This window comes from Pseudomonas boreofloridensis (assembly GCF_030580795.1).
GTDB lineage: Bacteria > Pseudomonadota > Gammaproteobacteria > Pseudomonadales > Pseudomonadaceae > Aquipseudomonas > Aquipseudomonas boreofloridensis.
The window spans coordinates 80,591-105,474 of sequence record NZ_JAUQOQ010000002.1; the positions used below are offsets into that span (position 1 = coordinate 80,591).

Consider the following 24,884-nt stretch of genomic DNA (forward strand, 5'->3'; position numbering starts at 1 on the left):
CTCCTTCAAGGGGTTTCGATGCGCCGCTGAAGCAGGTTGATCAGCAGCAGCAGGATGAAGGAAACCACCAGCATCAGCACGCCGATGGCGGTGGCGCCGGTGTAGTCGTATTGGTCGAGCTTGACCATGATCAGCAGCGGCAGGATCTCGGTCTTCATCGGCATGTTGCCGGCGATGAAGATCACCGAACCGTACTCGCCCACGCCTCGGGCGAAGGCCAGGGCGAAACCGGTGAGCCAGGCCGGCAGCAGCGCCGGCGCCAGCACATGACGGAACACTTGCAGCGGTTTGGCGCCCAGGCACGCGGCGGCTTCCTCGACTTCACGCGGGATGTCGGCGAGCACCGGCTGTACCGTGCGCACCACGAACGGCAGGGTGACGAAGGTCAGCGCCAGGGTGATGCCCAGCGGCGTGTAGGCGATCTTCAGGCCCAGGTCGGTGGCGAACTGCCCGACCCAGCCGGACGGCGCATACAGCGCGGTCAGGGCGATGCCGGCCACGGCGGTGGGCAGAGCGAACGGCAGGTCGATCATCGCGTCGATGATCTTGCGGCCGGGAAAGGTGTAGCGCACCAGCACCCAGGCCAACAGGGTGCCGATCACCCCATTGATGAGCGCGGCGCACAGGGCAGTGCCGAAACTCAGCTTCAGCGCAGCGAGCACACGCGGTGCGCTGACGATGGTCCAGAACTGCTCCCAGGTGAGCTGGGCGGCATGAATGAACATGGCGGCCAGCGGTATCAGCACGATCAGGCTGAGGTACACCAGTGTGTAGCCCAGCGTCAGCCCGAAGCCGGGTATGACGGGGGAAATGCGACGTGACATAGGAATCCCTGGTTGAACGCACGCAGCCCGGGAGCGCTCCCGGGCCGCTGCAGGCTACTGAAGGGTGTTGCATTCGGGGCCGCAACGCAGCCCCGATGACTCATTGCGCCTGGTAGATCTGGTCGAACACACCGCCATCGTTGAAGAACTTCGGCTGTGCAGTTTTCCAGCCGCCGAAGTCCTTGTCGATGGTCACCAGGTCCAGTTTCGGGAACTGCTTGCCAAACTCGGCAGCCACTTTCTCGTCACGCGGACGGTAGAAGTTCTCGGCAGCGATCTTCTGCCCGGCCGGGCTGTACAGGTACTTGAGGTATTCGGTGGCGATCGCGGTATTGCCTTTCTTCTCGGCGTTCTTGTCCACCACCGCCACCGGCGGCTCGGCCAGGATCGACAGCGACGGCACGACGATCTCGAACTTGTCGCTGCCACCGTCTTCCTTGAGCGCCAGGAAGGCTTCGTTTTCCCAGGCCAGCAGCACGTCACCCTGACCGTTGTTGACGAAGGTGATGGTCGAGCCGCGCGCACCGGTATCGAGCACCGGCACATGCTTGAACAGCTCCTGCACGTAGGCCTTGGCCTTGTCCTCGCTGCCGCCGCTCTTCAGGCCGTAGGCCCAGGCGGCCAGGAAGTTCCAGCGGGCACCGCCGGAGGTCTTCGGGTTCGGGGTAATGACCGAAACGTCCTTCTTGATCAGGTCGCCCCAATCCTTGATGCCCTTGGGGTTGCCCTTTCGCACCAGGAACACAATGGTCGAGGTGTAGGGGGTGCTGGCGTCCGGTAGGCGGGTCTGCCAGTTCTCGGGCAAGGTCTTGCCGAGCTTGGCGATTTCGTCGATGTCGCCCGCCAGCGCCAAGGTCACCACGTCGGCGCGCAGGCCGTCGATCACTGCCCGGCCCTGCTTGCCCGAACCGCCATGGGACTGCTGGATCTTCACCTTGTCGTCCGGATGCGCCTGTTGCCAGTGCTTGATGAACTCGGCGTTGTACTGCTGGTACAGCTCGCGGGTCGGGTCGTAGGACACGTTGAGCAGTTCGTAGTCCTTGGCGATCGCGGAACCGGCAAACACAGCGCTGGCCAGGGCGGCGAGCGCGTAACGGCGGATGGACATGCTGAAGCTCCTGAAAAGGGTGTTTTCTAATTAGAGGTGTTGGCGATCAGCCGGACTTCTGCCCTGGCTGCTGCAGGCGAAACTTCTCCTTGCGCTCGATCTGCACCACCTGGGCGTTGTGCACGGTGATCTCCACCGCGCCATAGCGCAGGTCGCGCAGGGCGCTCTGGATCTCACGCAGAATGGTGGCTTCGTCCTGTCCGTCGATGCTGCGCAGCGATGCACTCATGCTCGTTCTCCGTTGAGTCGGGGTGCCGGGCAGAGGGGAGGAATTGCGCCTGGCTTGAGGGCAATAGTAGTGAGGGCGGGATATTCTTAAAAATAATGTTTAAGAATGTTTATATAACTTTTAGCAAGGTCACATCCAAGCCTGACCCTGCCATCCCTGTAGGCGCGGCGCCAGTGCGCCTACAGGAGCGTGCAGCCAGCGGCCTCAGTGTTTTTCCTGCGGCTCGCGGATCTTGTACCAGGCCACGTACAGCGCCGGCAGGAACAGCAGGGTCAACAGCGTTGCGCTGATGATGCCGCCGATCATGGCGTAGGCCATCGGCCCCCAGAACACCTCGCGGGCAATGGGGATCATGCCCAGGCTGGCCGCCGCGGCGGTGAGCAGGATCGGTCGGCGGCGGTGATTGGTAGCCTCCACCACGGCATCCCACGGCGAGTAGCCATCGGCCTCGAAGGCATCGATCTGGGTCACCAGGATCACCGAGTTGCGGATGATGATGCCGATCAGCGCGAGGATCCCCAGTATCGCCACGAAGCCCATCGGCGTACCGGTCGGTACCAGTGCCAGGACCACGCCGATCAACCCCAGCGGCGCCACGCTGGCCACCAGGAACAGCTTCTGCACGCTGTGCAACTGGATCATCAGGAAGGTCGCCATGAGGAACAGCATCAGCGGCAGCACTTTGGCGATCGGACCCTGGGCCTTGCCGCTTTCCTCCACCGTGCCGCCGGTGGCCACTTCGTAGCCGACCGGCAGGGAACCGGCGAACTCGTCGATCTTCGGCTTGAGCTGGGCCACCAGGTCGGTGGGCTGGATGTCGCCGTTGACCGAGGCCTTGATGGTGATGGTCGGCTTGCGATCGCGGCGCCACACCAGCGGCTGCTCCAGTTCGTAGCGCACCGTGGCGAACGACAGCAGCGGAATCGACACGCCGCTGGGGCTGACGATCTGCAGGTCCTGCAGGGTGTCCGGCGAGCCACGCTCGCTGTCCTTGGCGCGCGCCACCACGTCGATCAAGTAGATCTCGTCGTTGACCTGGGTGACGGGCGCGCCGCTGACGATGCTGTTCATCACATTGGCCACGTCCTCGGACGACAGCCCCAACTGCCGCGCCTTGTCCTGGGCGATCTCGACGCGCAGCACTTTGCCCGGCTCGTTCCAGTCGTACATCATCTCGCCGATGTTGGGATTCTTGTCGAGCAGGGTGGCCAGGTCGATGGCGTGCTTGCGCACCTCGTCGATGTCCTTGCCACTCACGCGGTACTGGATCGGCCGGCCCACCGGTGGCCCCATTTCCAGCGATTGCACGTTGGTGCCGATGCCGACGAAGTCCTTGCGCAGACGCTCCTGCAACTTGGCGATCAGCGCGTTGCGCTGCTCCAGGCCCGTGCTGACGATCACCAACTGGGCGTAATACGGGTTCTGCAATTGCTGGTCCAGCGGCAGGTAGAAGCGCACCGCGCCCTGGCCGATGTAGGTGCTCCAGTGGTCGATGTCCGGATCGTCCTTGAGCGTCGCTTCGAGGCGATCGACCACGCGTCGGGTTTCCTGGATCGAGGCATTCTGCGGCAGGTTCAGGTCGAGCAGGATTTCCGGCCGGTCCGAGGACGGGAAGAACTGGTTCTGCACGAAGCGCATGCTCAACAGCGCCAGGGCGAACAGCAGCACAGTGCCGATGATGGTCAGCCAGCGATGGCGCATGCACCACAGCAGGCTGCCCTCGAAGGCGCGGCCAATGCGCCCCGGTTCTTCGTCATGGGGTTTGACCTTGCTGCTGAGGATGTGCACCCCGAGCACCGGGGCGAAAAACACCGCCACCACCCAGGACACCAGCAGCGCCACCGCGATCACCGCGAACAAGGTGAAGGTGTACTCGCCCGCCGAGCTGGCGTTGAGGCCGATGGGCACGAAGCCGGCCACCGTGACCAAGGTGCCGGTGAGCATCGGGAAGGCGGTCGAGGTATAGGCGTACGTGGCCGCCTCCTGCTTGCTCTCGCCCATTTCCAGGCGCGTGACCATCATCTCCACGGTGATCATCGCATCGTCCACCAGCAGGCCCAGGGCGATGATCAGCGCGCCCAGGGAAATGCGCTGCATGGTGATGCCGCTGTACTCCATGAACACGAAGACCATCGCCAGCACCAGCGGGATCGAGCAGGCCACCACCAGCCCGGCACGGATGCCCAGGCTGATGAAGCTGACCACCAGCACGATGATCACCGCCTCGAACAACGCGCTGGTGAAGCCGCCGACGGCGTCCTCGACCACCCGCGCCTGGTTCGACACGGTATGCACGCCCACCCCGACCGGCAACTCGGCGGTGATGGCGTCCATCTTCTCGCGCAGGACCTTGCCGAATTCCTGAATGTTGCCGCCCTTCTTCATGCCGATCGCCAGGCCGATGGCGGTCTGGCCGTTGTAGCGGAACATCGGCGCCGGCGGATCCTGGAAGCCGCGCTCGATGTCGGCGATGTCGGCCAGGCGGAAGAAACGATCGTTGATGCGCAGGTTGACCACTTGCAGGTCTTTCTCCGAGGCGAACTGGCCAGTAGTGCGCACCGAGATGCGCTCGGGACCGGCCTCGATCACCCCAGCCGGGGTCACCGCGTTCTGCGCTTGCAGGGCCTGCATGACCTGGCGTTGATCGATGCCCAGCGCCGCCAGCTTGCGCGTGGAGAAGTTCAGGTAGAGCACCTCGTTCTGCACACCGATGGTCTCGACCTTGCCGATGTTCGGCACTTCGCGCACCTCGGCGCGCACCTGCTCGACATAGTCGCGCAACTGGCGCAGGTCCAAACCATCGGTGGTGAAGGCGTAGATCGACCCGAACACGTCGCCGAACTCGTCGTTGAAGGCCGGGCCCTGCAAGCCTTGCGGAAACTCGCCACGGATGTCCTGGATCTTCTTGCGCACCTGGTACCAGATCTGCGGAATGTCCTCGGCCTGGGTGGTGTCGCGCAGGTACACGAACACGGTCGACTCGCCGGGGCGGGTGTAGCTCTTGACGTAGTCGAGCGAATCCAGCTCCTCGAGCTTTTTCTCGATGCGGTCGGTGACCTGGTACAGGGTTTCGTCCTGGGTCGCGCCCGGCCAGCGGGTCTGGATGACCATGGTCTTGATGGTGAAGGACGGATCTTCTTCGCGTCCCAGGTTCATGTAGGAGAACACGCCCATCAGCAAGGCGACGAACATCAGGTACCACACGAAGGACTGGTGCTTGAGCGCCCAGTCCGACAGGTTGAAGCGTCCTTTCATCGTGCGTCCTCGTCGACTTTGACCGGCTGGCCCGGTTTGAGGCTGTTGACGCCCGCAGTGACCACGCGCTCGCCCGGCTGCAAGCCACTGGCGACCACGATGCGCTTGGCGTCGCGGTCGATGAGCGTGACCTCGCGGGTCGCTACGCTGTGCTGCTGCGGATCGACCACCCACACCAGGGTCTTGCCCTCGCGCTCGATCAGCGCGGTGGCCGGCAGCTCGCTACGTGGGCTGATGGCCGAGCTGAGGGTGACACTCACCGCAGTGCCCAGGTGGAAGGCCGGCGGCGTGCTGGCCAGGGTCAGCCGCGCGCGGCGGGTACGGGTGGCGGCATCGGCCTGGGGCTCGAGCTCGCGCAGGGTGGCGGTGGTGGCGATGCTCGGGTCCAGTTGCGAGGCGACGGTGAACACCAGCGATGGGCTGAGCTGCTCGGCAACCGGGATCGGCAGGTCGATCACCGCCTCCTTGACGTCGGGACGCGCCAGCGTGACCACTTCCTGGCCGGCACTCACCGTTTGCCCAGCCTCGGCGCGCCAAGCGGTGACCACAGCGGCGTGATCGGCCTTGAGCGTGCTGTAGCCCAACTGGTCACGGGCCTGGCTGACCGACGCGCGCGCCTGCTCCAGCGAGGCGCTGCTGGTCTTCAGGTCGGTCTGGGCGATGTCCAGTTGAGCCTGGGCGCCGACGCCACGGTCATACAGTTGCTGCTGGCGGCGGGCGTTGGCCTGGGCATTGATCCACTGCGCCTGGACCCTGGCCAGGTCGCCCTCGGCAGCGCGCAGTTGGTTCTGTTGATCGGTGGGGTCGAGGGTGGCGAGGGTCTGGCCTGCCTCGACCTGCGCGCCGACATCCACCCAGCGCCGGGCGATGCGACCGGACACGCGAAAGCCCAGCGTGCTTTCATAACGCGCCTCGATGTTACCGGCGAAGCGGCCCAACTGCGCTTGGGACAAAGGCTGCACCACGGTGGACAGCACCGGCCGCACCGGCTCGGGCTTATCGTCGTCGCCCTTGCAGCCGCCCAATAGCACCAAGGCACCCAGCAGCATCAGCAGCACCTTCATGGCTGTACCTCCGGGGCCTTGGCATCGACGGTCTCGACCTGCATGCCGGGATGCAGCAGTTGCCCGCCGCTGACCACCACGGCTTCGCCGCCTTTCAGGCCTTCGCCGATCACCACGCGCCCGGTGAGATAACGCGCCACCTGAACCTTGCGCAACTCGACCTTGTCGTCGTCACCGACCACCCACACCGCTGGCGCGTGCAGGGCCTTGGTCAGGCTCGACCAGGGCAGCTCGACGCTGGGCCGGGCCTGGGCACGGGCAGTGGCGGTGACCGGCGAGCCGAGCTGCATGGCCGGTGGCACCTCGCGCAGGGCGACCTTGACCTGCACCGTGCCGCTCTGGGCGGACACCGTGGGCGTGACTTCGCGGATGCGCCCCTGGGCTTCGATTGTGGGGTTGTCCAGCAAGCGCACCGTCATGCTTTCGTCGCTGGACGGTGCCACCAGCAGTGATTCATAGACGTTGAACACGGCATCGCGGTCGCCATCGGCAGCCAGGGAGAAGATCGGCATGGTGGCCTGCACCACCTGCCCGACCTCGGCCTGGCGCGCAGTGATCACCCCGTCCGCCTCGGACACGAGCCCGGTGTAGCCCAACTGCTCACGGGCCGTGGCCAGTTGCGCCTGGGCAGCCTTGAGCGCGCTCTGGCTGCTGCGCAGGGCGGCCTCGGCCGAGTCGTACTCGCTCTGGCTGGTGTAGCCCTTGGGCAGCAGTTTCTGCTGGCGCACGAACGCGGCGCGGGTCTGGGTGACCCGCGCCTGCTCGGCGAACACGGCAGCCTTGGCCGAGTCCACGTTGTTCTGCAGATCCTTGGGGTCCAGGCGCGCGAGCACCTGCCCGGCCTTGACGTGGTCGCCCACATCGACGCTGCGGGCAATGATCTTGCCGCCCACGCGGAACGACAGGTCGGTCTGCACCCGTGCCTGGATATCGCCGGTGAGGGTGACGTTGGCGGCGAAGTCGCGCGATTCCACGCGCGTCACACCGACACGCGGCAGCTCCGCGGCGGGCGGTTTTTCCTCGCAGCCTGAAAGCACGCTCATCGCCCCCAGAAAGACGATCGACAGCGCACGCGTAAACGACATGCCGGCTCCTTGCTTGCGCGCAAATGATTCGTGGGATGCGACTGCTCAGGGTAGTTCAGGGTTCCACAAACAGTAACGACGTACAGCGGCCAAGCTTGCCCATGGACCATACTGCGCCCTCGCACCCGCGTCGAGGACCGCACATGCTCACCACATTGGCCATCGCCAACTACCGCTCGATCAACGAACTGGTCATGCCCTTGGGACCACTGAATGTGATCACAGGTGCCAACGGCAGTGGTAAATCCAATTTGTACAAGGCCCTGCGCCTGCTGGCCGAAACCGGTCGCGGCGGGGTGATCAATGCCCTGGCCGCCGAGGGCGGTCTGGACTCCACGTTCTGGGCCGGGCCGGAACACATCACCCGGCGCATGCTGTCGGGCGAGGTCGCGGTCGAGGGTGGCCCGCGTCAGGAGGTCAAGCGCCTGAAAATGGGCTTCGCCGGGGACGACTTCGGCTATGCCATCAGCCTGGGTTTACCGCCACCGACCCGCTCCAAGTTCGCCCTCGATCCGCAGATCAAGCATGAGGCGTTGTGGGCAGGACCGGTGTGCCGACCCGCCAGCCTGCTGGTGCAGCGCAAGGCCGCGATGGTCAAGGCGCGCGACGGGCGTCAGTGGCAGGTCCTGCACCAACACCTGAGCGAGTTCGACAGCCTGTTCGACCAGGTGGGCAGCCTGCACGGTTCGCCCGAGGTGCTGCACCTGCGTGAGCGCATCCGCAGTTGGCGCTTCTATGACCACTTCCGCACCGACCCCGACGCCCCGGCACGCCAGTCGCGCCTGGGCACCCGCACCCCGGTGCTGCATCACGACGGCCGCGACCTGGCGGCGGCGTTGCAGACCATCGACGAGATCGGCGACCTGCAGGCGCTGAACGCGGCGGTCAGCGACGCCTTTCCCGGCGCCCAGGTCAAGGTCGACGCCGAGGCCGGTGGGCTGTTCAGCCTGCGCTTCTACCAGCCCGGCCTGCTGCGCCCGCTCAGCGCTGCAGAGCTGTCGGACGGCACGCTGCGCTACCTGTTGCTGGTGGCGGCGCTGCTCACGCCCAGGCCGCCGAGCATGATGGTGCTCAACGAGCCGGAAACCAGCCTGCACCCGGACCTGCTGCCGGCGCTGGCGCGGCTGATCGTGCGGGCCTCGCGCGACTGCCAGGTATGGGTGGTGTCCCACGCGCCGCGTCTGGTGGCGGCGCTGGAACAGGATGAACGGTGCAATTCGATCCAACTGGACAAGGCCCTGGGCCAGACCGTGCTGGTGGGCCAAGGCATGCTGGATCGACCGATGTGGAACTGGCCCGATTAGCCGACGGTGCACGATCGGGTGATCGTGCGGCGTGGAGCGGATCGGTCGCGGGTAGATCGCAGCAGCGACTTACCCGCGACAGGCCCGGTCAGGTCGACGCAGCCGTCTGCACCGGACGCCGGACCTGGGGCTGGCCGACGTTCGCCGCAGCCCCTTCCTCGATGGCCTGCTGGATGGCCTTGCGGCGGCGCTCTTCGGCACGACGGCTGAAGTACCACACCAGGAAGGTCACCAACGACACCGAGAGCAGGATCAGGCTCGCCACGGCGTTGATCTCAGGCTTCACGCCCAGACGCACCGCCGAGAACACTTCCATCGGCAAGGTGGTCGAGCCGGGGCCGGACACGAAGCTGGCCAGCACCAGGTCATCCAGCGACAGGGCGAAGGACATCATGCCACCGGCCGCCAGCGACGGCGCGATCATCGGGATGGTGATCAGGATGAACACCTTCCACGGCTTGGCACCCAGGTCCATCGCCGCTTCCTCGATCGACAGGTCCAGCTCGCGCAAGCGTGCCGACACCACCACCGCCACATAGGCCGCGCAGAACGTGGTGTGGGCGATCCAGATGGTGACGATGCCGCGCTCCTGCGGCCAGCCGATCATCTGCGCCATGGCCACGAACAGCAGCAACAGCGACAGACCGGTGATCACCTCGGGCATCACCAACGGTGCGGTGACCAGGCCACCGAACAGGGTGCGGCCCTTGAAGCGGGTGACCCGGGTCAGCACGAAGGCGGCCAAGGTGCCCAACGCCACCGCGGCCACCGCCGTGTAGCAGGCGATTTCCAGCGAGCGCATGACCGAACCCATCAACTGGGTGTTGTCGAGCAGGCCGACGTACCACTTCACCGACCAGCCGCCCCACACCGTCACCAGCTTCGAGGCGTTGAACGAGTAGATCACCAGGATCAGCATCGGCAAGTAGATGAACAGCAAGCCGAGCACCAGCATCAGCTTGGAGAAACCGAAGCGCTTCATGCCCTGCCCTCCATTTCCTTGGCCTGGCTGCGGTTGAACAGCAGGATCGGCACGATCAGGATCGCCAGCATCACCACGGCCAATGCCGAGGCCACCGGCCAGTCGCGGTTGTTGAAGAATTCCTGCCAGAGCACTTTACCGATCATCAGGGTTTCCGGGCCGCCGAGCAGTTCCGGGATGACGAACTCGCCCACCACCGGGATGAACACCAGCATGCAGCCGGCGATGATGCCGTTCTTCGACAGCGGCACGGTGATCTTCCAGAAGCTGTTGAAGGTGCTCGAGCCCAGGTCGCTGGCCGCTTCCAGCAGGCTCTGGTCATGCTTCACCAGGTTCGCGTACAGCGGCAGGATCATGAACGGCAGGTACGAATAGACCACGCCGATGTACACCGCCAGGTTGGTGTTGAGGATCTGCAGCGGCTGGTCGATCAGCCCGGTCCACAGCAGGAAGCTGTTGAGCAGCCCGTTGTTGCTGAGGATGCCCATCCAGGCATAGACGCGGATCAGGATCGCGGTCCAGGTCGGCATCATGATCAGCAGCAGCAGCACCGTCTGGTACTCCTTCTGCGCCTTGGAGATGGCGTAGGCCATGGGGTAGCCGATCAGCAGGCACAGCAGGGTGCTGAAGAAGGCGACCTTGAGCGAACCCAGGTAGGCCGAGATGTACAGGTCGTCTTCGGTGAGCAGGCCGTAGTTGGCCAGGTTCAGCACCAGTTGGATCTTGTCCTCGACGTAGGTGTAGATCTCGGTGTACGGCGGAATGGCCACGTCGGCTTCGGCAAAGCTGATCTTCAGCACGATGAAGAACGGCAGCATGAAGAACAGGAACAGCCAGATGAACGGCACGCCGATCACCAGGTGGCGTCCCTCCGGGACGATGCGCTTGAGGGCTCGTTTGAGCTTTCGTGGTTTCATGAGCGCAGTACCACGCCGCTGTCGTCTTCCCACCAGACGAACACTTCGTCGTCCCAGGTCGGCCGTGCGCCTTGACGCTCGGCGTTGGCGACGAAGGACTGGACGATCTTGCCGCTGGGCAGTTGCACGTAGAACACCGAGTGACCGCCCAGGTAGGCGATGTCATGGACTTTGCCACGCGACCAGTTGTGCTCGAAATCGGGCTGGGTGGTGGTGACCAGCAGCTTCTCGGGACGCAGTGCGTAGGTGATGTGCTTGTCCTCGACCGAGGTGCTGACGCCGTGACCGACGTAGATCTTGCGCTCCAGCTCCGGCGAGGCGATCAGCGCGTGGCCTTCGGCGTCGTCGATCACTTCACCTTCGAACAGGTTGACGTTGCCGATGAACTCGCAGACCAGGCGGCTGGTGGGGGTCTCATAGATATCCACAGGCGAGCCGATCTGGGCGATCCAGCCCAGGTGCATGATGGCGATGCGCTGGGCCATGGTCATGGCTTCTTCCTGGTCGTGGGTGACCATCACGCAGGTCACGCCGACCCGCTCGATGATCTCCACCAGTTCCAGTTGCATCTGCGAGCGCAGCTTCTTGTCCAGCGCGCCCATCGGTTCGTCGAGCAGCAGCAGCTTGGGGCGCTTGGCCAGCGAACGGGCCAGGGCCACGCGCTGACGCTGGCCGCCGGAGAGCTGGTGCGGCTTGCGCTTGGCGTACTGGGTCATGTGCACCAGCTTGAGCATCTCGGTCACGCGGGCTTCGATATCGGCCTTGGGCATCTTGTCCTGCTGCAGGCCGAAGGCGATGTTCTGCGCCACGGTCATGTGCGGGAACAACGCGTAGGACTGGAACATCATGTTGATCGGCCGCTCGTAGGGCGGCATGTCAGTGATGTCCACGCCATCGAGGAATATCCGCCCTTCGGTGGGACGTTCGAAGCCGGCGAGCATGCGCAGCAAGGTGGACTTGCCCGATCCGGAACCGCCGAGCAGGGCGAAAATCTCGCCCTTGCGGATCTCCAGGGACACATCGTCCACGGCGACGGTTTCGTCGAACTTCTTCGTGACCCGGTCGATCTTGACCAGCACCTGCTTGGGTTGCTGGCCACCCTCGAGGGCTTTCTTATAGGCACCGGAGGCAACTGCCATGAGTGAAACTCCCAACAAGATTTTGATGCCCGGACGGCCTGTGTGCAGGGCCGCGCCGGGTCTGGATGGTTACTTGCCCGACTTGACCTTGGTCCAGCTGCGGGTCATCAGACGTTGCACCTTGGGGGGCAACTCCGCGTTGACGAACATCTTGTCCAGCACTTCCTGCGGTGGGTAGACCGCGGCGTCAGTTCTCACAGCCTGATCCATCAGGTCGCCAGCCTTGAGGTTGGGGTTGGCATAACCGACGTAGTCACTGACCTGGGCGATAACCTCAGGTTTCAGCAAATAGTTGATGAACGCATGCGCCTGCTCGACGTTCTTGGCGTCCTTGGGGATGGCCAGCACGTCGAACCAGAGATTGCCGCCTTCCTTGGGAATGGCGTAGGCCAGGTTCACGCCCTTCTTGGCCTCGGCGGCGCGCGCCTTGGCCTGGAACACATCGCCGGAGAAACCGGCGGCCACGCAGATGTCGCCGTTGGCCAGGTCGGTGATGTATTTGGAGGAGTGGAAATAGGTCACGTAGGGACGCACGGCCAGCAGTTTCTGCTCGGCCTTCTGGTAGTCCTTGGGGTTGCTGCTGTTGGGGTCCAGCCCCAGGTAGTTGAGCACCGCTGGCAGCATTTCGTCCGCCGAGTCGAGGAACGCGACGCCGCATTTGGAGAGCTTCTTCATGTTCTGCGGTTCGAACAGCACCGCCCAGGAGTCGATACGTTCCACACCCAGCGCGGCCTTGACCTTGTCGACGTTGTAGCCGATGCCGTTGGTGCCCCACAGGTAAGGCACCGCGTACTGGTTGCCCGGATCGTTCTTGGTCAGACGCTTCATCAGCGCCGGATCGAGATTGGAATAGTTGGGCAGCAACTGCTTGTCGAGCGGCTGGAAAGCGCCCGCCTTGATCTGCTTGCCGAGGAAATGGTTGGACGGCACCACCACGTCATAGCCGGTGTTGCCGGCCAGCAGTTTGCCTTCCAGGGTTTCGTTGGAATCGAACACGTCCAGCACCGGCTTGATGCCGGTTTCTTTCTCGAAATCGGCCAGCGTGTTGGGGCCGATATAGTCCGACCAGTTGTAGATATGCACCGTGGGCGCCGCTTGAACGCTGAGGGCCAGCGTCAGACCTGCTCCAGCCATCATGGCCTTGCGCACTACAGAGATAGACAAGGGGTGGGTCCTCACAATCAGAGCCTTCGGTGGCGTCGGGGTGTGGCCGTACACGCGAAACGGCCGCGCAACTTACCTGCGTGGCGTCGATGCCGCAATCGACAATCGCGTTCAAAGCGCTCTGGACCGCGCTTCGGCGGCCCAGAGGTGACGCATCGGCGTTACTTGCCCGACTTGATCTTGGTCCAGATACGGGTGATCACGCGCTGGGCCGCAGCCTCGGGCGCAGCGATCGCGTACAACTGTTTCTTCACCTCGGCCGGCGGATAAATGCTCGGGTCGCTGGTGATGTCCTTGCTCACGTACTGAGTAGCGGCCTTGTTGCCGTTGGGGAAGCGCACGGCGTTGGTGATCTCGGCCATGATTTCCGGCTGCAGCAGGAAGTTCATGAACTGATAGGCCGCGTCTTTGTGATCCGCGTCCTTGGGCATGGCCACCATGTCGTAGAAGGTACCGGCGCCTTCTTTCGGAATGATGTAGTCCAGTTTCACCTTGTCGCCCGCCTCATGGGCACGGGCCTTGGACTGCTCCAGGTCACCGGAGTAGCCAACGGCCAGGCAGATGTTGCCGTTGGCCAGGTCACCGATGTACTTGGAGGAGTGGAAGTAGGTGATCGACGGACGAATCTTGAGGAACAGGTCCTCGGCCGCCGCCAAGTCTTCCTTCTTGGTGCTGTTGGTGGGCAGGCCCAAGTAGTGCAGTGCGGCCGGCAGCATCTCGGTCGGCGCATCCAGGAAGCTCACGCCGCAGCTCTTGAGCTTGGCGATGTTCTCGGGCTTGAACACCACGTCCCACGAATCGATCTTGTCGATGCCCAGCGCCGCCTTGACCTTCTCAGGGTTGTAGCCGATGCCGATGGAGCCCCACATGTAGGGGAAGGCGTATTTGTTGCCCGGGTCGCTGGCATCGCCGACGGCCTTGAGCAGGTCTTCGTCGAGGTTTTTCCAGTTCGGCAGCTTGGAGCGGTCCAACTCCTGGTAGACGCCCGCCTTGATCTGCTTGGCCAGGAAGTTGTTCGACGGCACCACGATGTCGTAGCCCGACTTGCCGGCCAGCAGCTTGGCCTCGAGGGTTTCGTTGCTGTCGAAGACGTCGTACTTGACCTTGATGCCGGTCTGCTTCTCGAACTTGGCGATGGTGTCCGGTGCGATGTAGTCCGACCAGTTGTAGACGTTCAGCACCTTGTCTTCAGCCTGAACAGCGGTGGCCATGGCGCCCATCAGAGCGGCAGCCAGCAGCGTCTTGCCCATTTTCTTCATGCGTTGTGCTCCAGAATGTTCTTAGTAGCCATCTGTTCAGCGGCCAGGTCCCCGTGGTGCAAGACGGGCGACTGAAACAGCCGCTAGTCTGGCAAGTTACCAGGCGCCGTTTCAACAACGGCAAGGCCTGGCGAGCACTTAATGTCACATCGCTAGCCTAGCAAAGGGCTAGCGGATGGCTTCCAGCGTCAGGTCCAGGCACTTGCGCGCCTTTTCCACCAGTTCGTCCACTTCGGCATGGCTGATCACCAGCGGCGGAGCGATGATCATGGTGTCGCCTACCGCGCGCATGATCAGGCCGTTGTCGAAACAGAAGTTACGGCAGATCATGCCCACACCCTGCCCCTCGTAACGGCTGCGGGTCGCCTTGTCCTTGACCAACTCGATCGCGCCGAGCAGACCCAGGCCGCGCACCTCGCCCACCAGGGGGTGGTCCTGCAGCTCACGCAGTCGTTTTTGCAAGTACGGTGCCACCTCGTCGCGAGCACGCTCGACGATGCCTTCTTCGCGCAGGATGCGCAGGTTTTCCAGCCCCACCGCCGCTGCCACCGGGTGACCGGAATAGGTGAAGCCGTGGTTGAAGTCACCGCCTTCGCTGAGCACCTGGGCCACCTTGTCGCGCACGATCACGCCGCCCATGGGGATGTAGCCGGAGGTCAGGCCCTTGGCGATGGTCATCAGGTCCGGCGCCAGGTCGTAGTAGTCGCTGCCGAACCACTGGCCGGTGCGGCCGAAGCCGCAGATCACTTCGTCGGCGACGAACAGGATGTCGTAGCGGGCGAGGATCTCCTTGATCTTCGGCCAGTAGGTGTCAGGCGGGATGATCACCCCGCCAGCGCCCTGGATCGGCTCGGCGATGAAGGCCGCGACGTTGTCCTCGCCGACTTCGAGAATCTTCTTTTCCAACTGCTCGGCCGCCCACACACCGAAGGCGTCGGGCGTCATGTCACCGCCTTCGCCGAACCAGTAAGGCTGCGGGATGTGGACGATGCCCGGGATCGGCAAGCCGCCTTGTTCATGCATGCCGCTCATGCCGCCCAGGCTGGCGCCGGCCACGGTGGAGCCGTGATAGCCGTTGACCCGGCCGATGAGGGTCTGCTTGTGCGGCTTGCCCTTGAGCGCCCAGTAATGACGCACCATGCGCAGCACGGTGTCGTTGCCCTCGGAGCCGGAGCCGGTGAAGAACACATGGCTCATGCCCGCCGGCGCCACGTCGGTGATCGCCTTGGCCAGCTCCAGCGCCGGTGGATGGGCAGTCTGGAAGAACAGGTTGTAGTAGGGCAGCTCGCGCATCTGCCGCTCGGCCGCCTGGACCAGTTCCTCACGGCCGTAGCCAACCGCCACGCACCACAGGCCGGCCATGCCGTCGAGGATCTGCTGGCCTTCGCTGTCCCACAGATGCACGCCCTTGGCCTTGGTGATGATGCGCGGGCCCTTTTCCTTCAACTGCTTGTAGTCGCTGAACGGGGCCAGGTGGTGCTCGCCGCTCAACTGCTGCCATTCACGGGTTTGCGGATTGTTGACGCTCATCGGTTTCTCCAGGGTCCGAGGGCCGCGTGGCGGCGGCCGCAGGGTTGATCACACGGCGAACAGCAGGAACTCACGTTCCCAGGAGCTGATCACGCGCTTGAAGTTTTCATGCTCGGCACGCTTGGTGGCGACATAGCCGGTGATGAACTTCTTGCCCAGGTAGGGCTCGAGCGCCTGGCTGTTTTCCATGCGCTCCAGGGCGTCCTCGATGGTCAGCGGCAGGCGCAGGTTGCGGCGCTCGTAGCCTCGGCCTTGAACCGGCGCACTGGCCTCGATGCCTTCGACCATGCCGATGTACCCGCACAGCAGGCTGGCGGCGATGGCCAGGTAGGGGTTGGCATCGGCGCCCGGCAGGCGGTTCTCCACGCGACGGTTCTGCGGGCCGGCATCCGGTACGCGCAGGCCGACGGTGCGGTTCTCTTCGCCCCACTCCACGTTCACCGGCGCCGAGGTGTCCGGCAGGAAGCGGCGGAACGAGTTGACGTTCGGTGCGAACAGCGGCAGCGCTTCAGGAATGAGCTTTTGCAGGCCACCGATGTGGTGCAGGAACAGCGTGCTCATGCTGTCGTCTTCATGGGAGAAGATATTCTTGCCGGTGGCGATGTCGATCACGCTCTGGTGCAGGTGCATGGCACTGCCCGGTTCGCCGGTCATAGGCTTGGCCATGAAGGTGGCGGCCACGTTGTGCTTGAGGGCGGCCTCGCGCATGGTGCGCTTGAACACCAGGATCTGGTCGGCCAGGTGCAGCGCGTCGCCGTGACGGAAGTTGATCTCCATCTGCGCAGTGCCGTCTTCGTGAATCAAGGTGTCGAGGTCGAGTTGCTGCAGTTCGCACCAGTCGTAGACGTCCTCGAACAATGGGTCGAATTCGTTGGCCGCCTCGATGGAGAACGACTGGCGACCGGTCTCCGGACGGCCCGAACGGCCTACCGGCGGCTGCAACGGGAAGTCCGGGTCTTCGCTGCGCTTGGTCAGGTAGAACTCCATCTCCGGCGCGACGATCGGCTGCCAGCCCTTGTCGGCGTAGAGTTTGAGCACTTTCTTCAGGACGTTGCGCGGCGACAGCTCGACCGGATTGCCCTTCTTGTCGTAGGTGTCGTGGATGACCTGGGCGGTGGGCTCGATGGCCCAGGGCACCAGATAGACCGCGTCCTGGTCGGGGCGGCAGATCATGTCGATGTCGGCCGGGTCGAGCAGGTCGTAATAGATGTCGTCGTCGACGTAGTCGCCAGTCACAGTTTGCAACAAAACGCTTTCGGGCAAGCGCATGCCCTTTTCAGCGATGAATTTGTTGGTAGGCGAGATCTTGCCGCGGGTGATGCCGGTCAGGTCGCTGATCAGGCATTCGACTTCGGTGATCTTGTGTTCTTTCAACCAATCGGTGAGCTGGTCGAGGTTGTTGCTCATAAATACCTCAGGAGGTCGTTTGACCCAGGCCCAACGGGCCGGGCGCTACTGGCGCCTGGCGCGGCCCAAAGGCGGCACGCACGGCGCGGCCGAGCCCGAACGGGCCCGTGCATTGATTCTGGATGCAGTACGTTACCAAAGCAAAACCCAGGCGCAGGCAGCCAAGCGGTGTAAACGGTAAAGGGCAGGAAGCGGGAAAGGCGTGCAGTAAACTGCTACGGAGCGAGGGTCGAGCATGCCGGTCGTCAATTATTGCGGCCAGTGCACGGCGGGTGCGGCACTGGCGGGCAGGGACCGGGCGGCAAGCGTCGAAAAGACCTGGCTGCACCGTGCAGACAGCGCTTTCAGGTCGCGGCTGGCGGACCATGTGACCCTCGTATTATTACTGTTATGGGTTGCGATCGAGCTTAGCCTCGTTCATTTTTTTTCACAACACCCCCGTAAAAAATAAAATACAGCGACATCGCCATAGCCCTTTCATACGGACTTGGCGGATAATGGCACGCCCTCCAATGCAGCAAAAATGCCGTTGACGTGCCATTTCAGGGCATCTGGAGCGCCGCTTGACATCAGTTTGGCTTTTCGATTGACTGGGTCTGCAAGCTCTCCTTGATTGATATTTTTAACAACAAAGGTGTTGCATCATGTCGGTACCCCCGCGTGCCGTTCAGCTTAACGAAGCGAACGCGTTCCTTAAGGAACATCCTGAGGTTCTCTACGTTGACCTTCTGATTGCAGATATGAATGGTGTGGTTCGTGGCAAGCGGATCGAACGCACGAGCCTTCACAAGGTTTACGAGAAAGGCATCAACCTGCCTGCCTCCCTCTTCGCCCTGGACATCAACGGTTCGACCGTCGAAAGCACAGGCCTGGGTCTGGACATCGGCGATGCCGACCGCATCTGCTATCCGATTCCGGACACCCTCTCCAACGAACCTTGGCAGAAGCGCCCCACTGCGCAACTGCTGATGACCATGCACGAACTCGAAGGCGAGCCGTTCTTCGCCGATCCACGGGAAGTGTTGCGCCAGGTGGTGAGCAAGTTCACCGACATGGGCCTGACCATCTGCGCGGCGTTCGAGCTGGAGTTCTACCTGATCGACCAGGAGAACGTGAATGGCCGTCCGCAGCCACCGCGCTCACCCATTTCCGGCAAGCGTCCGCAGTCGACCCAGGTCTACCTGATCGACGACCTGGACGAATACGCCGACTGCCTGCAGGACATCCTCGAAGGCGCGAAAGAGCAGGGCATCCCAGCCGACGCGATCGTCAAGGAAAGCGCCCCGGCGCAATTCGAGGTCAACCTGCACCATGTGCCCGATCCGCTGAAGGCCTGCGACTATGCTGTGCTGCTCAAGCGTCTGATCAAGAACATCGCCTACGACCATGAAATGGACACCACCTTCATGGCCAAGCCCTACCCGGGCCAGGCGGGCAATGGCCTGCATGTGCACATTTCCGTGCTGGACAAGGATGGCAACAACATCTTCACCAGCGAGGATCCCGAGCAGAACGCCGCGCTTCGTCACGCGGTCGGCGGTGTGCTCGAGACCCTGCCCGCCTCCATGGCGTTCCTGTGCCCCAACGTCAACTCCTACCGCCGCTTCGGCGCACAGTTCTACGTGCCGAACGCGCCGAGCTGGGGCCTGGACAACCGCACCGTGGCCCTGCGCGTGCCGACCGGCTCGCCGGATGCGGTGCGCATCGAGCACCGCGTGGCCGGTGCCGACGCCAACCCGTACCTGATGATGGCTGCGGTCCTGGCCGGTGTGCACCACGGCCTGACCCACCAGATCGAACCGGGCCAACCGATCGAAGGCAACTCCTACGAGCAGTTGGAGCAAAGCCTGCCGAACAACCTGCGCGATGCCCTGCGCGAGCTGGACGACAGCGAGATCCTGAACAAGTACATCGATCCGAAGTACATCGACATCTTCGTCGCGTGCAAGGAGAGCGAGCTGGAGGAGTTCGAACACTCGATCTCCGACCTCGAGTACAACTGGTATCTGCACACCGTGTAACTGAAAACGCCGCCCTCCGGGGCGTAACGCGGTTCACTTAAGATCTGTATTGCTGGAATTGGGGCTGCTGCGCAGCCCATCGCGGCGCAAGGCCGCTCCCACAGGAGCCGTATAAACCCATGTTTCTGGGTTCACGCGGACGTTGTGGGAGCGGCCTTGTGCCGCGAAAGGGCCGCGAAGCGGCCCCAGCACTCTTTAAGTGAACAGCATTAGCCCTCTAGGGCGGCGTTTTTTTTGGCTTACAACGCCTTCTCGAAAATCTTCGAATTGCGCTGAAAGTTGTACAGCGAAGCTCGCGCTGCCGGCAGCCGCTCCACCCCACTAGGCTGGAAGCCGCGTTCGCGGAACCAGTGCGCCGTGCGCGTCGTCAGCACGAACAAGGTTTTCAGACCTGCCTGCCGCGCCCGCGTCTCGATGCGTTCGAGCAGGTCGTCGCCGCGCCCGCCGTGGCGGTATTCGGGATTCACCGCCAGACACGCCAGCTCACCCGCGTCGGACTCGGCGATCGGGTACAGCGCCGCGCAGGCGATGATCATGCCGTCGCGCTCGACCACGCTGAACTGCTCGATCTCACGCTCCAGCACCTCGCGCGAGCGCCGCACCAGAATGCCCTGCTCCTCCAGTGGGCTGATCAGTTCCAGCAAACCGCCGACGTCCTCGATGCTCGCCTCGCGGACGATCTCGAATTGCTCCTTGGCCACCAGCGTGCCGCCGCCGTCGCGGGTGAACAGCTCGGTGAGCAGCGCGCCGTTCTCGGCATAGCTGACGATATGGCTGCGCGCCACACCACCCTTGCAGGCTTCGGCTGCGGCGTCGAGCAGCTCGCCCTGGTAGTCGCTGCCCAGCCGTTGCAGGTGCGCCGGCACCTGTTGCGGGCGCAGTTCGCGCACCAGCTTGCCGTGCTCGTCGAGCAGGCCCGGCTCGGCACCGAACAGCAGCAGCTTGTCGGCGCCCAGCTCGATGGCCGCGCGGGTGGCGACGTCTTCACAGGCCAGGTTGAAGATTTCTCCGGTCGGCGAATAGCCCAGCGGCGACAGCAGCACGATGGAGCGCTCGTCCAGCAGGCGGCTGATGCCCTTGCGGTCGATGCGTCGCACCTCGCCGGTGTGGTGATAGTCCACGCCCTCGAGCACACCAATGGGCCGTGCGGTGACCAGGTTGCCGCTGGCCACGCGCAGGCGCGAGCCCTGCATGGGCGAGGCGGAGATGTCCATCGACAAGCGTGCCTCGATGGCCAGGCGCAGCGCGCCGACGGCATCGATCACACAGTCCAGGGTCGGTGCATCGGTGATGCGCAGGCCGCGGTGGTAATGCGGGGCCAGACCACGCTCGGCCAGGCGGCTTTCGATTTGCGGGCGCGAGCCGTGGACCAGCACCAGGCGCACGCCGAGGCTGTGCAGCAGCACCAGGTCGTGGACGATGTTGCCGAAGTTGGGGTGTTCGACGCCATCGCCCGGCAGCATGACCACGAAGGTGCAGTCGCGGTGGGCATTGATGTACGGGGATGCATGACGCAGCCAGGTGACGTATTCGGGCATGACAGGGCCTGTGGCTAAGTGAACGAGACGGGTGAAGGCGCACAACGGTGGAAAGTCATCGTCGGAACAGGCTTGCGGTCACGCGCGGTCTCCTCTGGGCAGGACGAATCTGGGCGTTGGATATTCAGCTCAGGCAATAGTGCCGGATCAGGTCGCGCAATACACGCACGGTAGGCTCGATACGTGACATTTCAAGGTACTCGCCGGGCTGGTGGGCGCAGGCGATGTCGCCAGGGCCGAGCACGATGGTCTGGCACCCGAGCTGCTGAAGATACGGCGCTTCGGTGCCGAAGGCCACGGCCTCGGCACGGTGGCCGGTGAGGCGTTCGGCCAGTTGCACCAGTTCGGTGTCAGCGGCCTGCTCGAACGGCGGCACCTCGGGGAACAGCGGCGCGTAATCGATGCGCACCTCATGCCGCTCGGCCAGCGGCACCAGCTTTTCGCGAATGGCCGCGCGCAGTTGCTCGACGTCCATGCCCGGCAGCGGGCGCAGGTCGAACTCCAGGGCGCACTGGCCGCAGATGCGGTTGGGGTTGTCGCCGCCATGGATGCAGCCCAGGTTCAAGGTCGGGGTGGGCACGCTGAACTGAGGGTTGCGGAAGGTCTGCTGCCACTGCTGGCGCAGGCCCATCAGTTCGCCCATCACCGCGTGCATGGCCTCCAGCGCGCTATGACCCAGGCTGGGATCCGACGAATGGCCGCTGCGCCCGAGAATGTCGATGCGGTCCATGAGGATGCCCTTGTGCATGCGGATCGGTTTGAGCCCGGTGGGCTCGCCGATCACCGCCGCCCGCCCGAGCGGCTGCCCGGCGTCGGCCAGGGCGCGAGCGCCGGACATGGAGCTTTCCTCGTCGCAGGTGGCGAGGATCAGCAGCGGCTGCTTGAAGTCGTGCTCCAGCAACGGCAGCACCGCTTCGATGACCAGGGCGAAGAAGCCTTTCATGTCGCAACTGCCCAGCCCTACCCAACGCCCGTCCACTTCCGTGAGCGTGAGCGGATCGGTTTTCCACAGTTGCTCGTCGAACGGCACGGTATCGCTGTGCCCCGCCAGCACCAGGCCGCCCGGCCCGCTGCCGCGGCTGGCCAGCAGGTTGAACTTGCCCGGGGTGACCTGCTGGATCTCGCAGCGAAAGCCCAGGTCGCCCAGCCAACCGGCCAGCAGGTCGATGACCGGGCGGTTGGACTGATCCAGCGCCTCCTGGGTGCAACTCACCGATGGCGCGGCGATCAGCGCGGCGAACTGGTCTTTGAGCGATGGCAACGGCATGCGCGGAATCCTCGGAAGCATGGCGGCCATCATAGCAATGCCGTCCCTTGACAGGGCAACTCCTGTAGACTCTGCGCCAACCACGCCTTCCTTCGAGCCAGCGATGCACACAGAAACCGAACTCAAGCTCCGCGCCAGCCGCGAGACCCTTGCCGCCCTGCGCGAGCACCCCTTGCTGAAGAAGCGCAACAAGTCCGGCTGGCAGACCCGCGAGCTGCTCAACCAGTACTTCGACACCCCCGAGCGCGACCTGGCGGCCGCGCGCGTGGCCCTGCGCCTGCGCCGCGACGGCGAGGTCATCATCCAGACCCTCAAGTGCCGCGGCCAGAGCGTCGCGGGGTTGTCGGAGCGCAACGAGTACGAGTGGCACCTGGACAAGGTCAAGCTGGACCTGAAGAAGCTCGACGCCACCTGCTGGCCCGAGCAGTTGGCCGAGCTGGACAAGAAGACCATCAAGCCGCTGTTCACCACCGACTTCACCCGTGAATACGCAGAAATCTCCTGGGGTCGCGGCAAGGCCAAGGTGGTGATCGAAGCCGCCTTGGACCAAGGCTTCGTGATCGCCGGCAAGCGCAAGGAAGCCATCTGCGAGCTGGAGCTGGAGCTGCGCGAAGGCGCCCCCGAAGCCCTGCTGGAGCTGGCGGCCGAGCTATCCGCCAGCCTGCCGCTGATGCCTTGCGACATCAGCAAGGCCGAGCGCGGCTATCGCCTGATGGAGCCGGACAGCTACGTGCTCGGCCTGCCGCAGGTGGAACTGGATGCCGAGATGAGCGTGGACGACGCCTACGCCGCGTTGGCCTGGCAACTGCTGGGCAGCAGCCAGCGTCTGGCCGAGCAATACCGCCACAACGGCCACTGGCGCCTGCTGCAGGACTGGGTGCAGTGCCTGGCCGAACTGCGGGCGCTGACCAGCAGCCTGGGTCAGGCCGCACCCCGCGCCAGCACCCGCGACCTGCGCAGCCGCCTGGACGCGCTGCTGGAAGACTGGCGGCCGCTGGTGCAGGCCGGCAATCACGACGAAGACATTCGTCGCGCCGCGCCCGAGCAGTTCGCCGAAGAGCTCGAAGACACCCGCTGGGGCCAGTTCTCCCTGGAAACCTCGCGCTGGCTGCTGGCCCGTGCCTGGACCAGCGAGCGCAAGGGCCGCGGCGAGCGTCAGGGTTTGGCGCAGTTGGCCAGCTGGCTGCAGCATGAGCTGGGCGAGGAAGGCCGCGCGCTGAAGCTGCCGCTGTACATCCAGCGCCCGGAAGACCTTGGCGAGCAGTTGCCGCGCCTGGAACAACTGCTGGCCTGGCTGCGCCATGCGCGGCAGGTGCTCGAAGCCCCGCAACTGGATCGCCTGTACGGCGACCTGAAGAAGCTGCACGAGCTGGCCGAACAGCCGCTGGGCGAAACGGAGCCCGAGGCGCAGGATCAAGGGGCCGAAGACGCGCCTGCCCTGACCCTGCTCGAAGCGCGCATCGAACAGGCCCGCGCCATCGAGCAGAGCCGCGCCTGGAAGCATCTGCTCAAGGCCTGAGCCCCCCGCCTTCGGGGCAGATCCTTTACTGGATCTGCTCCGGCGTGACGATCACCCAGTTCTTGTCCGCCGTCACCGGCAACCCCTCTTTGGCCTGCGCCGCCGCGTTCTTGGCAATCATGCCGTTCAACTGATCCATGTACTTGGCCTTGCGGTTGATCCACAAGTGGATGCCGCCCTTGTCCACGTCAACGCCATGAAACTGCATGTAGCCATCGCTGGTCGGGGTATCGCCGCCCACCAGCACCGGGCGCTTCCACTCGTCGATGTAGGTGAGGATCGCCGCCTGTTTACCGGCCATCCAGGTCGCCGGGGTCCACAGGTACGGGGTCAACTCCAGTCCTTCGTTGGCCTTGGCGTCGTAGTGACCGGCGCTGATCTGCTTGCGCGCCGTGGTCAGCGCGCCGCTGGCGCGGTCCTTGAGTAGCAGGCTGACGCCGATGACATTCTGCGGTTTGACGTTGTAGCCGTACTGGGGATCGGAGGCGACCATGCGCACCAGCTCTTCGGACGCCGCCGAAATCACGTAGACCTCGATGCCGTTCTCCATCAGCTTGTTGTACAGCTCAGCCTGACCCGCGAACACCTTGGGCGGCTGCACCTCGGTGGTCTTGCGCTGATCGCCTTCGAAATAGGTGGCCGGGATCGGCGTCTTCGACGCCATCAGCTCGTCCACCTGGACCTTCAGCTCTTTGAGCGTGAAGCCAGAGAACACCTGCGCCACCCAGGGGTAGCAGACCATGTCGTCGATTTCGCACAGGCGGTAGTAGTAACTGAACAGGCTCTCCTTGTGCTCGGCGGTGTCCTTGAACGGAATCAGCTTCAAGGCGGGGTCGAGCGTGTCGCGGGTCAGCAGGCCCTTGTTTTCCATGAACGGCAGCAGCGCTTCTTCCAGATCGTAGCGGTAGCTGGTGTTGTCCATGTCGAACACCGCGTAGTTGCCCTGGTTGGCGTTGGCGGCGATCATCGCGTCGAGCTGTTTGGCGGCCTCGGCAGGCCAGTGCTTGAGCTCGGTGGCGGCCCAGGTGCTGGCGCTGAGCAGCAGGGCGAGGCTACCGGTAAGCAGTCGGGATACGGTCATGAGCTACGTTCTCCTGAGACGGGACCGCCGAAGCCTAGTGCGGATTGATGACAGGCAGGCGTCTGACACCGACCTTTGAAAGGCTGCAAACGCCACGTTGATTGTCCATGAGCGACACCGCGTTATTCCATACGCGACTATGCACATTACCTTTAGGTATAAATTCGTTTGTTTTCAGACTGTTAGCATTT

Annotated in this window: 19 protein-coding genes; 3 read left to right on the forward strand and 16 right to left on the reverse strand. The window is 63.9% G+C overall.

Annotated elements, in window-relative coordinates; translation table 11 throughout:
* Window positions 1–5: 5 nt before the first annotated feature.
* The 6 genes from cysT to Q6A47_RS02575 all read right to left on the reverse strand — a co-directional run bounded on the left by cysT (window position 6) and on the right by Q6A47_RS02575 (window position 7,565).
* A complete protein-coding gene (gene cysT / locus Q6A47_RS02550) occupies window positions 6–824 on the reverse strand; it encodes a sulfate ABC transporter permease subunit CysT (protein ID WP_039581727.1) in 819 nt (272 codons plus the stop codon).
* Window positions 825–924: 100 nt separating this feature from the next.
* The gene (locus Q6A47_RS02555; RefSeq protein ID WP_039581729.1) at window positions 925–1,932 is read right to left on the reverse strand and encodes a sulfate ABC transporter substrate-binding protein; all 1,008 of its coding nucleotides are present in this window, start codon (window positions 1,930–1,932) and stop codon (window positions 925–927) included.
* A gap of 46 nt (window positions 1,933–1,978) precedes the next feature.
* A complete protein-coding gene (oscA, locus tag Q6A47_RS02560) occupies window positions 1,979–2,161 on the reverse strand; it encodes a sulfur starvation response protein OscA (RefSeq protein WP_029615266.1) in 183 nt (60 codons plus the stop codon).
* A 204-nt stretch (window positions 2,162–2,365) separates the two neighbouring features.
* Window positions 2,366–5,416 (reverse strand): efflux RND transporter permease subunit, encoded by a 3,051-nt coding sequence (locus tag Q6A47_RS02565; RefSeq protein WP_304482895.1) that lies wholly within the window; start codon window positions 5,414–5,416, stop codon window positions 2,366–2,368.
* Entirely contained in the window at window positions 5,413–6,480 is a 1,068-nt protein-coding gene (locus Q6A47_RS02570; RefSeq protein ID WP_039581735.1) for an efflux RND transporter periplasmic adaptor subunit, read from the reverse strand. The genes Q6A47_RS02565 and Q6A47_RS02570 overlap by 4 nt, the downstream gene beginning before the upstream one ends.
* Window positions 6,477–7,565 carry an efflux RND transporter periplasmic adaptor subunit gene (locus tag Q6A47_RS02575; RefSeq protein WP_304482897.1) on the reverse strand — a complete coding sequence of 363 codons (1,089 nt, stop codon included), beginning with the start codon at window positions 7,563–7,565 and terminating at the stop codon, window positions 6,477–6,479. Before Q6A47_RS02575 ends, Q6A47_RS02570 begins: the two co-directional genes overlap by 4 nt.
* 143 nt (window positions 7,566–7,708) lie before the next feature.
* On the opposite strand from Q6A47_RS02575, the gene Q6A47_RS02580 reads away from it, so the two are divergent.
* Window positions 7,709–8,869 (forward strand): AAA family ATPase, encoded by a 1,161-nt coding sequence (locus Q6A47_RS02580; RefSeq protein ID WP_295481274.1) that lies wholly within the window; start codon window positions 7,709–7,711, stop codon window positions 8,867–8,869.
* Between the two features lie 88 nt (window positions 8,870–8,957).
* Here the strand turns inward: Q6A47_RS02580 and Q6A47_RS02585 are convergent, their stop codons facing one another.
* From Q6A47_RS02585 to Q6A47_RS02615, 7 genes are all read right to left on the reverse strand, one after another.
* Window positions 8,958–9,851: an ABC transporter permease subunit gene (locus Q6A47_RS02585; protein ID WP_029614921.1), complete on the reverse strand. Its 894-nt coding sequence runs from the start codon at window positions 9,849–9,851 to the stop codon at window positions 8,958–8,960.
* Window positions 9,848–10,768: an ABC transporter permease subunit gene (locus Q6A47_RS02590; protein ID WP_029614920.1), complete on the reverse strand. Its 921-nt coding sequence runs from the start codon at window positions 10,766–10,768 to the stop codon at window positions 9,848–9,850. The genes Q6A47_RS02585 and Q6A47_RS02590 overlap by 4 nt, the downstream gene beginning before the upstream one ends.
* Window positions 10,765–11,907: a polyamine ABC transporter ATP-binding protein gene (gene potA, locus Q6A47_RS02595; RefSeq protein WP_029614919.1), complete on the reverse strand. Its 1,143-nt coding sequence runs from the start codon at window positions 11,905–11,907 to the stop codon at window positions 10,765–10,767. The genes Q6A47_RS02590 and potA overlap by 4 nt, the downstream gene beginning before the upstream one ends.
* 69 nt (window positions 11,908–11,976) lie before the next feature.
* Window positions 11,977–13,071, reverse strand: a complete 1,095-nt coding sequence (locus Q6A47_RS02600; RefSeq protein WP_116889768.1) for a polyamine ABC transporter substrate-binding protein — start codon at window positions 13,069–13,071, stop codon at window positions 11,977–11,979.
* Between the two features lie 161 nt (window positions 13,072–13,232).
* Entirely contained in the window at window positions 13,233–14,330 is a 1,098-nt protein-coding gene (locus tag Q6A47_RS02605; protein WP_029614917.1) for a polyamine ABC transporter substrate-binding protein, read from the reverse strand.
* A gap of 168 nt (window positions 14,331–14,498) precedes the next feature.
* The gene (locus Q6A47_RS02610; RefSeq protein WP_304482900.1) at window positions 14,499–15,860 is read right to left on the reverse strand and encodes an aspartate aminotransferase family protein; all 1,362 of its coding nucleotides are present in this window, start codon (window positions 15,858–15,860) and stop codon (window positions 14,499–14,501) included.
* A 48-nt stretch (window positions 15,861–15,908) separates the two neighbouring features.
* Window positions 15,909–17,267: a glutamine synthetase family protein gene (locus Q6A47_RS02615; RefSeq protein ID WP_304482901.1), complete on the reverse strand. Its 1,359-nt coding sequence runs from the start codon at window positions 17,265–17,267 to the stop codon at window positions 15,909–15,911.
* A gap of 644 nt (window positions 17,268–17,911) precedes the next feature.
* Here Q6A47_RS02615 and Q6A47_RS02620 point away from each other — a divergent pair.
* Window positions 17,912–19,288, forward strand: a complete 1,377-nt coding sequence (locus tag Q6A47_RS02620) for a glutamine synthetase family protein (protein ID WP_029614915.1) — start codon at window positions 17,912–17,914, stop codon at window positions 19,286–19,288.
* 239 nt (window positions 19,289–19,527) lie between these two features.
* On the opposite strand, the gene argA is transcribed toward Q6A47_RS02620, so the two are convergent.
* Together argA and argE are read right to left on the reverse strand one after the other, a co-directional pair.
* On the reverse strand, window positions 19,528–20,826 hold the full coding sequence (gene argA, locus Q6A47_RS02625; RefSeq protein WP_039581750.1) for an amino-acid N-acetyltransferase: 1,299 nt from the start codon (window positions 20,824–20,826) through the stop codon (window positions 19,528–19,530).
* Between the two features lie 124 nt (window positions 20,827–20,950).
* Window positions 20,951–22,093 carry an acetylornithine deacetylase gene (argE, locus tag Q6A47_RS02630; protein ID WP_039581751.1) on the reverse strand — a complete coding sequence of 381 codons (1,143 nt, stop codon included), beginning with the start codon at window positions 22,091–22,093 and terminating at the stop codon, window positions 20,951–20,953.
* Window positions 22,094–22,196: 103 nt separating this feature from the next.
* Here argE and Q6A47_RS02635 point away from each other — a divergent pair, with 103 nt between their 5' ends.
* The gene (locus tag Q6A47_RS02635; protein ID WP_304482904.1) at window positions 22,197–23,612 is read left to right on the forward strand and encodes a CYTH domain-containing protein; all 1,416 of its coding nucleotides are present in this window, start codon (window positions 22,197–22,199) and stop codon (window positions 23,610–23,612) included.
* 25 nt (window positions 23,613–23,637) lie between these two features.
* Here the strand turns inward: Q6A47_RS02635 and Q6A47_RS02640 are convergent, their stop codons facing one another.
* The gene (locus Q6A47_RS02640) at window positions 23,638–24,693 is read right to left on the reverse strand and encodes an HAD family hydrolase (protein ID WP_304482906.1); all 1,056 of its coding nucleotides are present in this window, start codon (window positions 24,691–24,693) and stop codon (window positions 23,638–23,640) included.
* Window positions 24,694–24,884 lie beyond the last annotated feature (191 nt).

Bases quoted from the DNA above. Each gene is read 5' to 3' on its own strand.
- Q6A47_RS02575 (WP_304482897.1), bottom strand. From the start codon at position 7,565: ATGTCGTTTACGCGTGCGCTGTCGATCGTCTTTCTGGGGGCGATGAGC.
- Q6A47_RS02620 (WP_029614915.1), top strand. From the start codon at position 17,912: ATGTCGGTACCCCCGCGTGCCGTTCAGCTTAACGAAGCGAACGCGTTC.
- Q6A47_RS02565 (WP_304482895.1), bottom strand. From the start codon at position 5,416: ATGAAAGGACGCTTCAACCTGTCGGACTGGGCGCTCAAGCACCAGTCC.
- Q6A47_RS02640 (WP_304482906.1), bottom strand. From the start codon at position 24,693: ATGACCGTATCCCGACTGCTTACCGGTAGCCTCGCCCTGCTGCTCAGC.
- Q6A47_RS02610 (WP_304482900.1), bottom strand. From the start codon at position 15,860: ATGAGCGTCAACAATCCGCAAACCCGTGAATGGCAGCAGTTGAGCGGC.
- potA (WP_029614919.1), bottom strand. From the start codon at position 11,907: ATGGCAGTTGCCTCCGGTGCCTATAAGAAAGCCCTCGAGGGTGGCCAG.
- oscA (WP_029615266.1), bottom strand. From the start codon at position 2,161: ATGAGTGCATCGCTGCGCAGCATCGACGGACAGGACGAAGCCACCATT.
- Q6A47_RS02635 (WP_304482904.1), top strand. From the start codon at position 22,197: ATGCACACAGAAACCGAACTCAAGCTCCGCGCCAGCCGCGAGACCCTT.
- argE (WP_039581751.1), bottom strand. From the start codon at position 22,093: ATGCCGTTGCCATCGCTCAAAGACCAGTTCGCCGCGCTGATCGCCGCG.
- Q6A47_RS02555 (WP_039581729.1), bottom strand. From the start codon at position 1,932: ATGTCCATCCGCCGTTACGCGCTCGCCGCCCTGGCCAGCGCTGTGTTT.
- Q6A47_RS02605 (WP_029614917.1), bottom strand. From the start codon at position 14,330: ATGAAGAAAATGGGCAAGACGCTGCTGGCTGCCGCTCTGATGGGCGCC.
- argA (WP_039581750.1), bottom strand. From the start codon at position 20,826: ATGCCCGAATACGTCACCTGGCTGCGTCATGCATCCCCGTACATCAAT.
- cysT (WP_039581727.1), bottom strand. From the start codon at position 824: ATGTCACGTCGCATTTCCCCCGTCATACCCGGCTTCGGGCTGACGCTG.
- Q6A47_RS02590 (WP_029614920.1), bottom strand. From the start codon at position 10,768: ATGAAACCACGAAAGCTCAAACGAGCCCTCAAGCGCATCGTCCCGGAG.
- Q6A47_RS02615 (WP_304482901.1), bottom strand. From the start codon at position 17,267: ATGAGCAACAACCTCGACCAGCTCACCGATTGGTTGAAAGAACACAAG.
- Q6A47_RS02570 (WP_039581735.1), bottom strand. From the start codon at position 6,480: ATGAAGGTGCTGCTGATGCTGCTGGGTGCCTTGGTGCTATTGGGCGGC.
- Q6A47_RS02580 (WP_295481274.1), top strand. From the start codon at position 7,709: ATGCTCACCACATTGGCCATCGCCAACTACCGCTCGATCAACGAACTG.
- Q6A47_RS02585 (WP_029614921.1), bottom strand. From the start codon at position 9,851: ATGAAGCGCTTCGGTTTCTCCAAGCTGATGCTGGTGCTCGGCTTGCTG.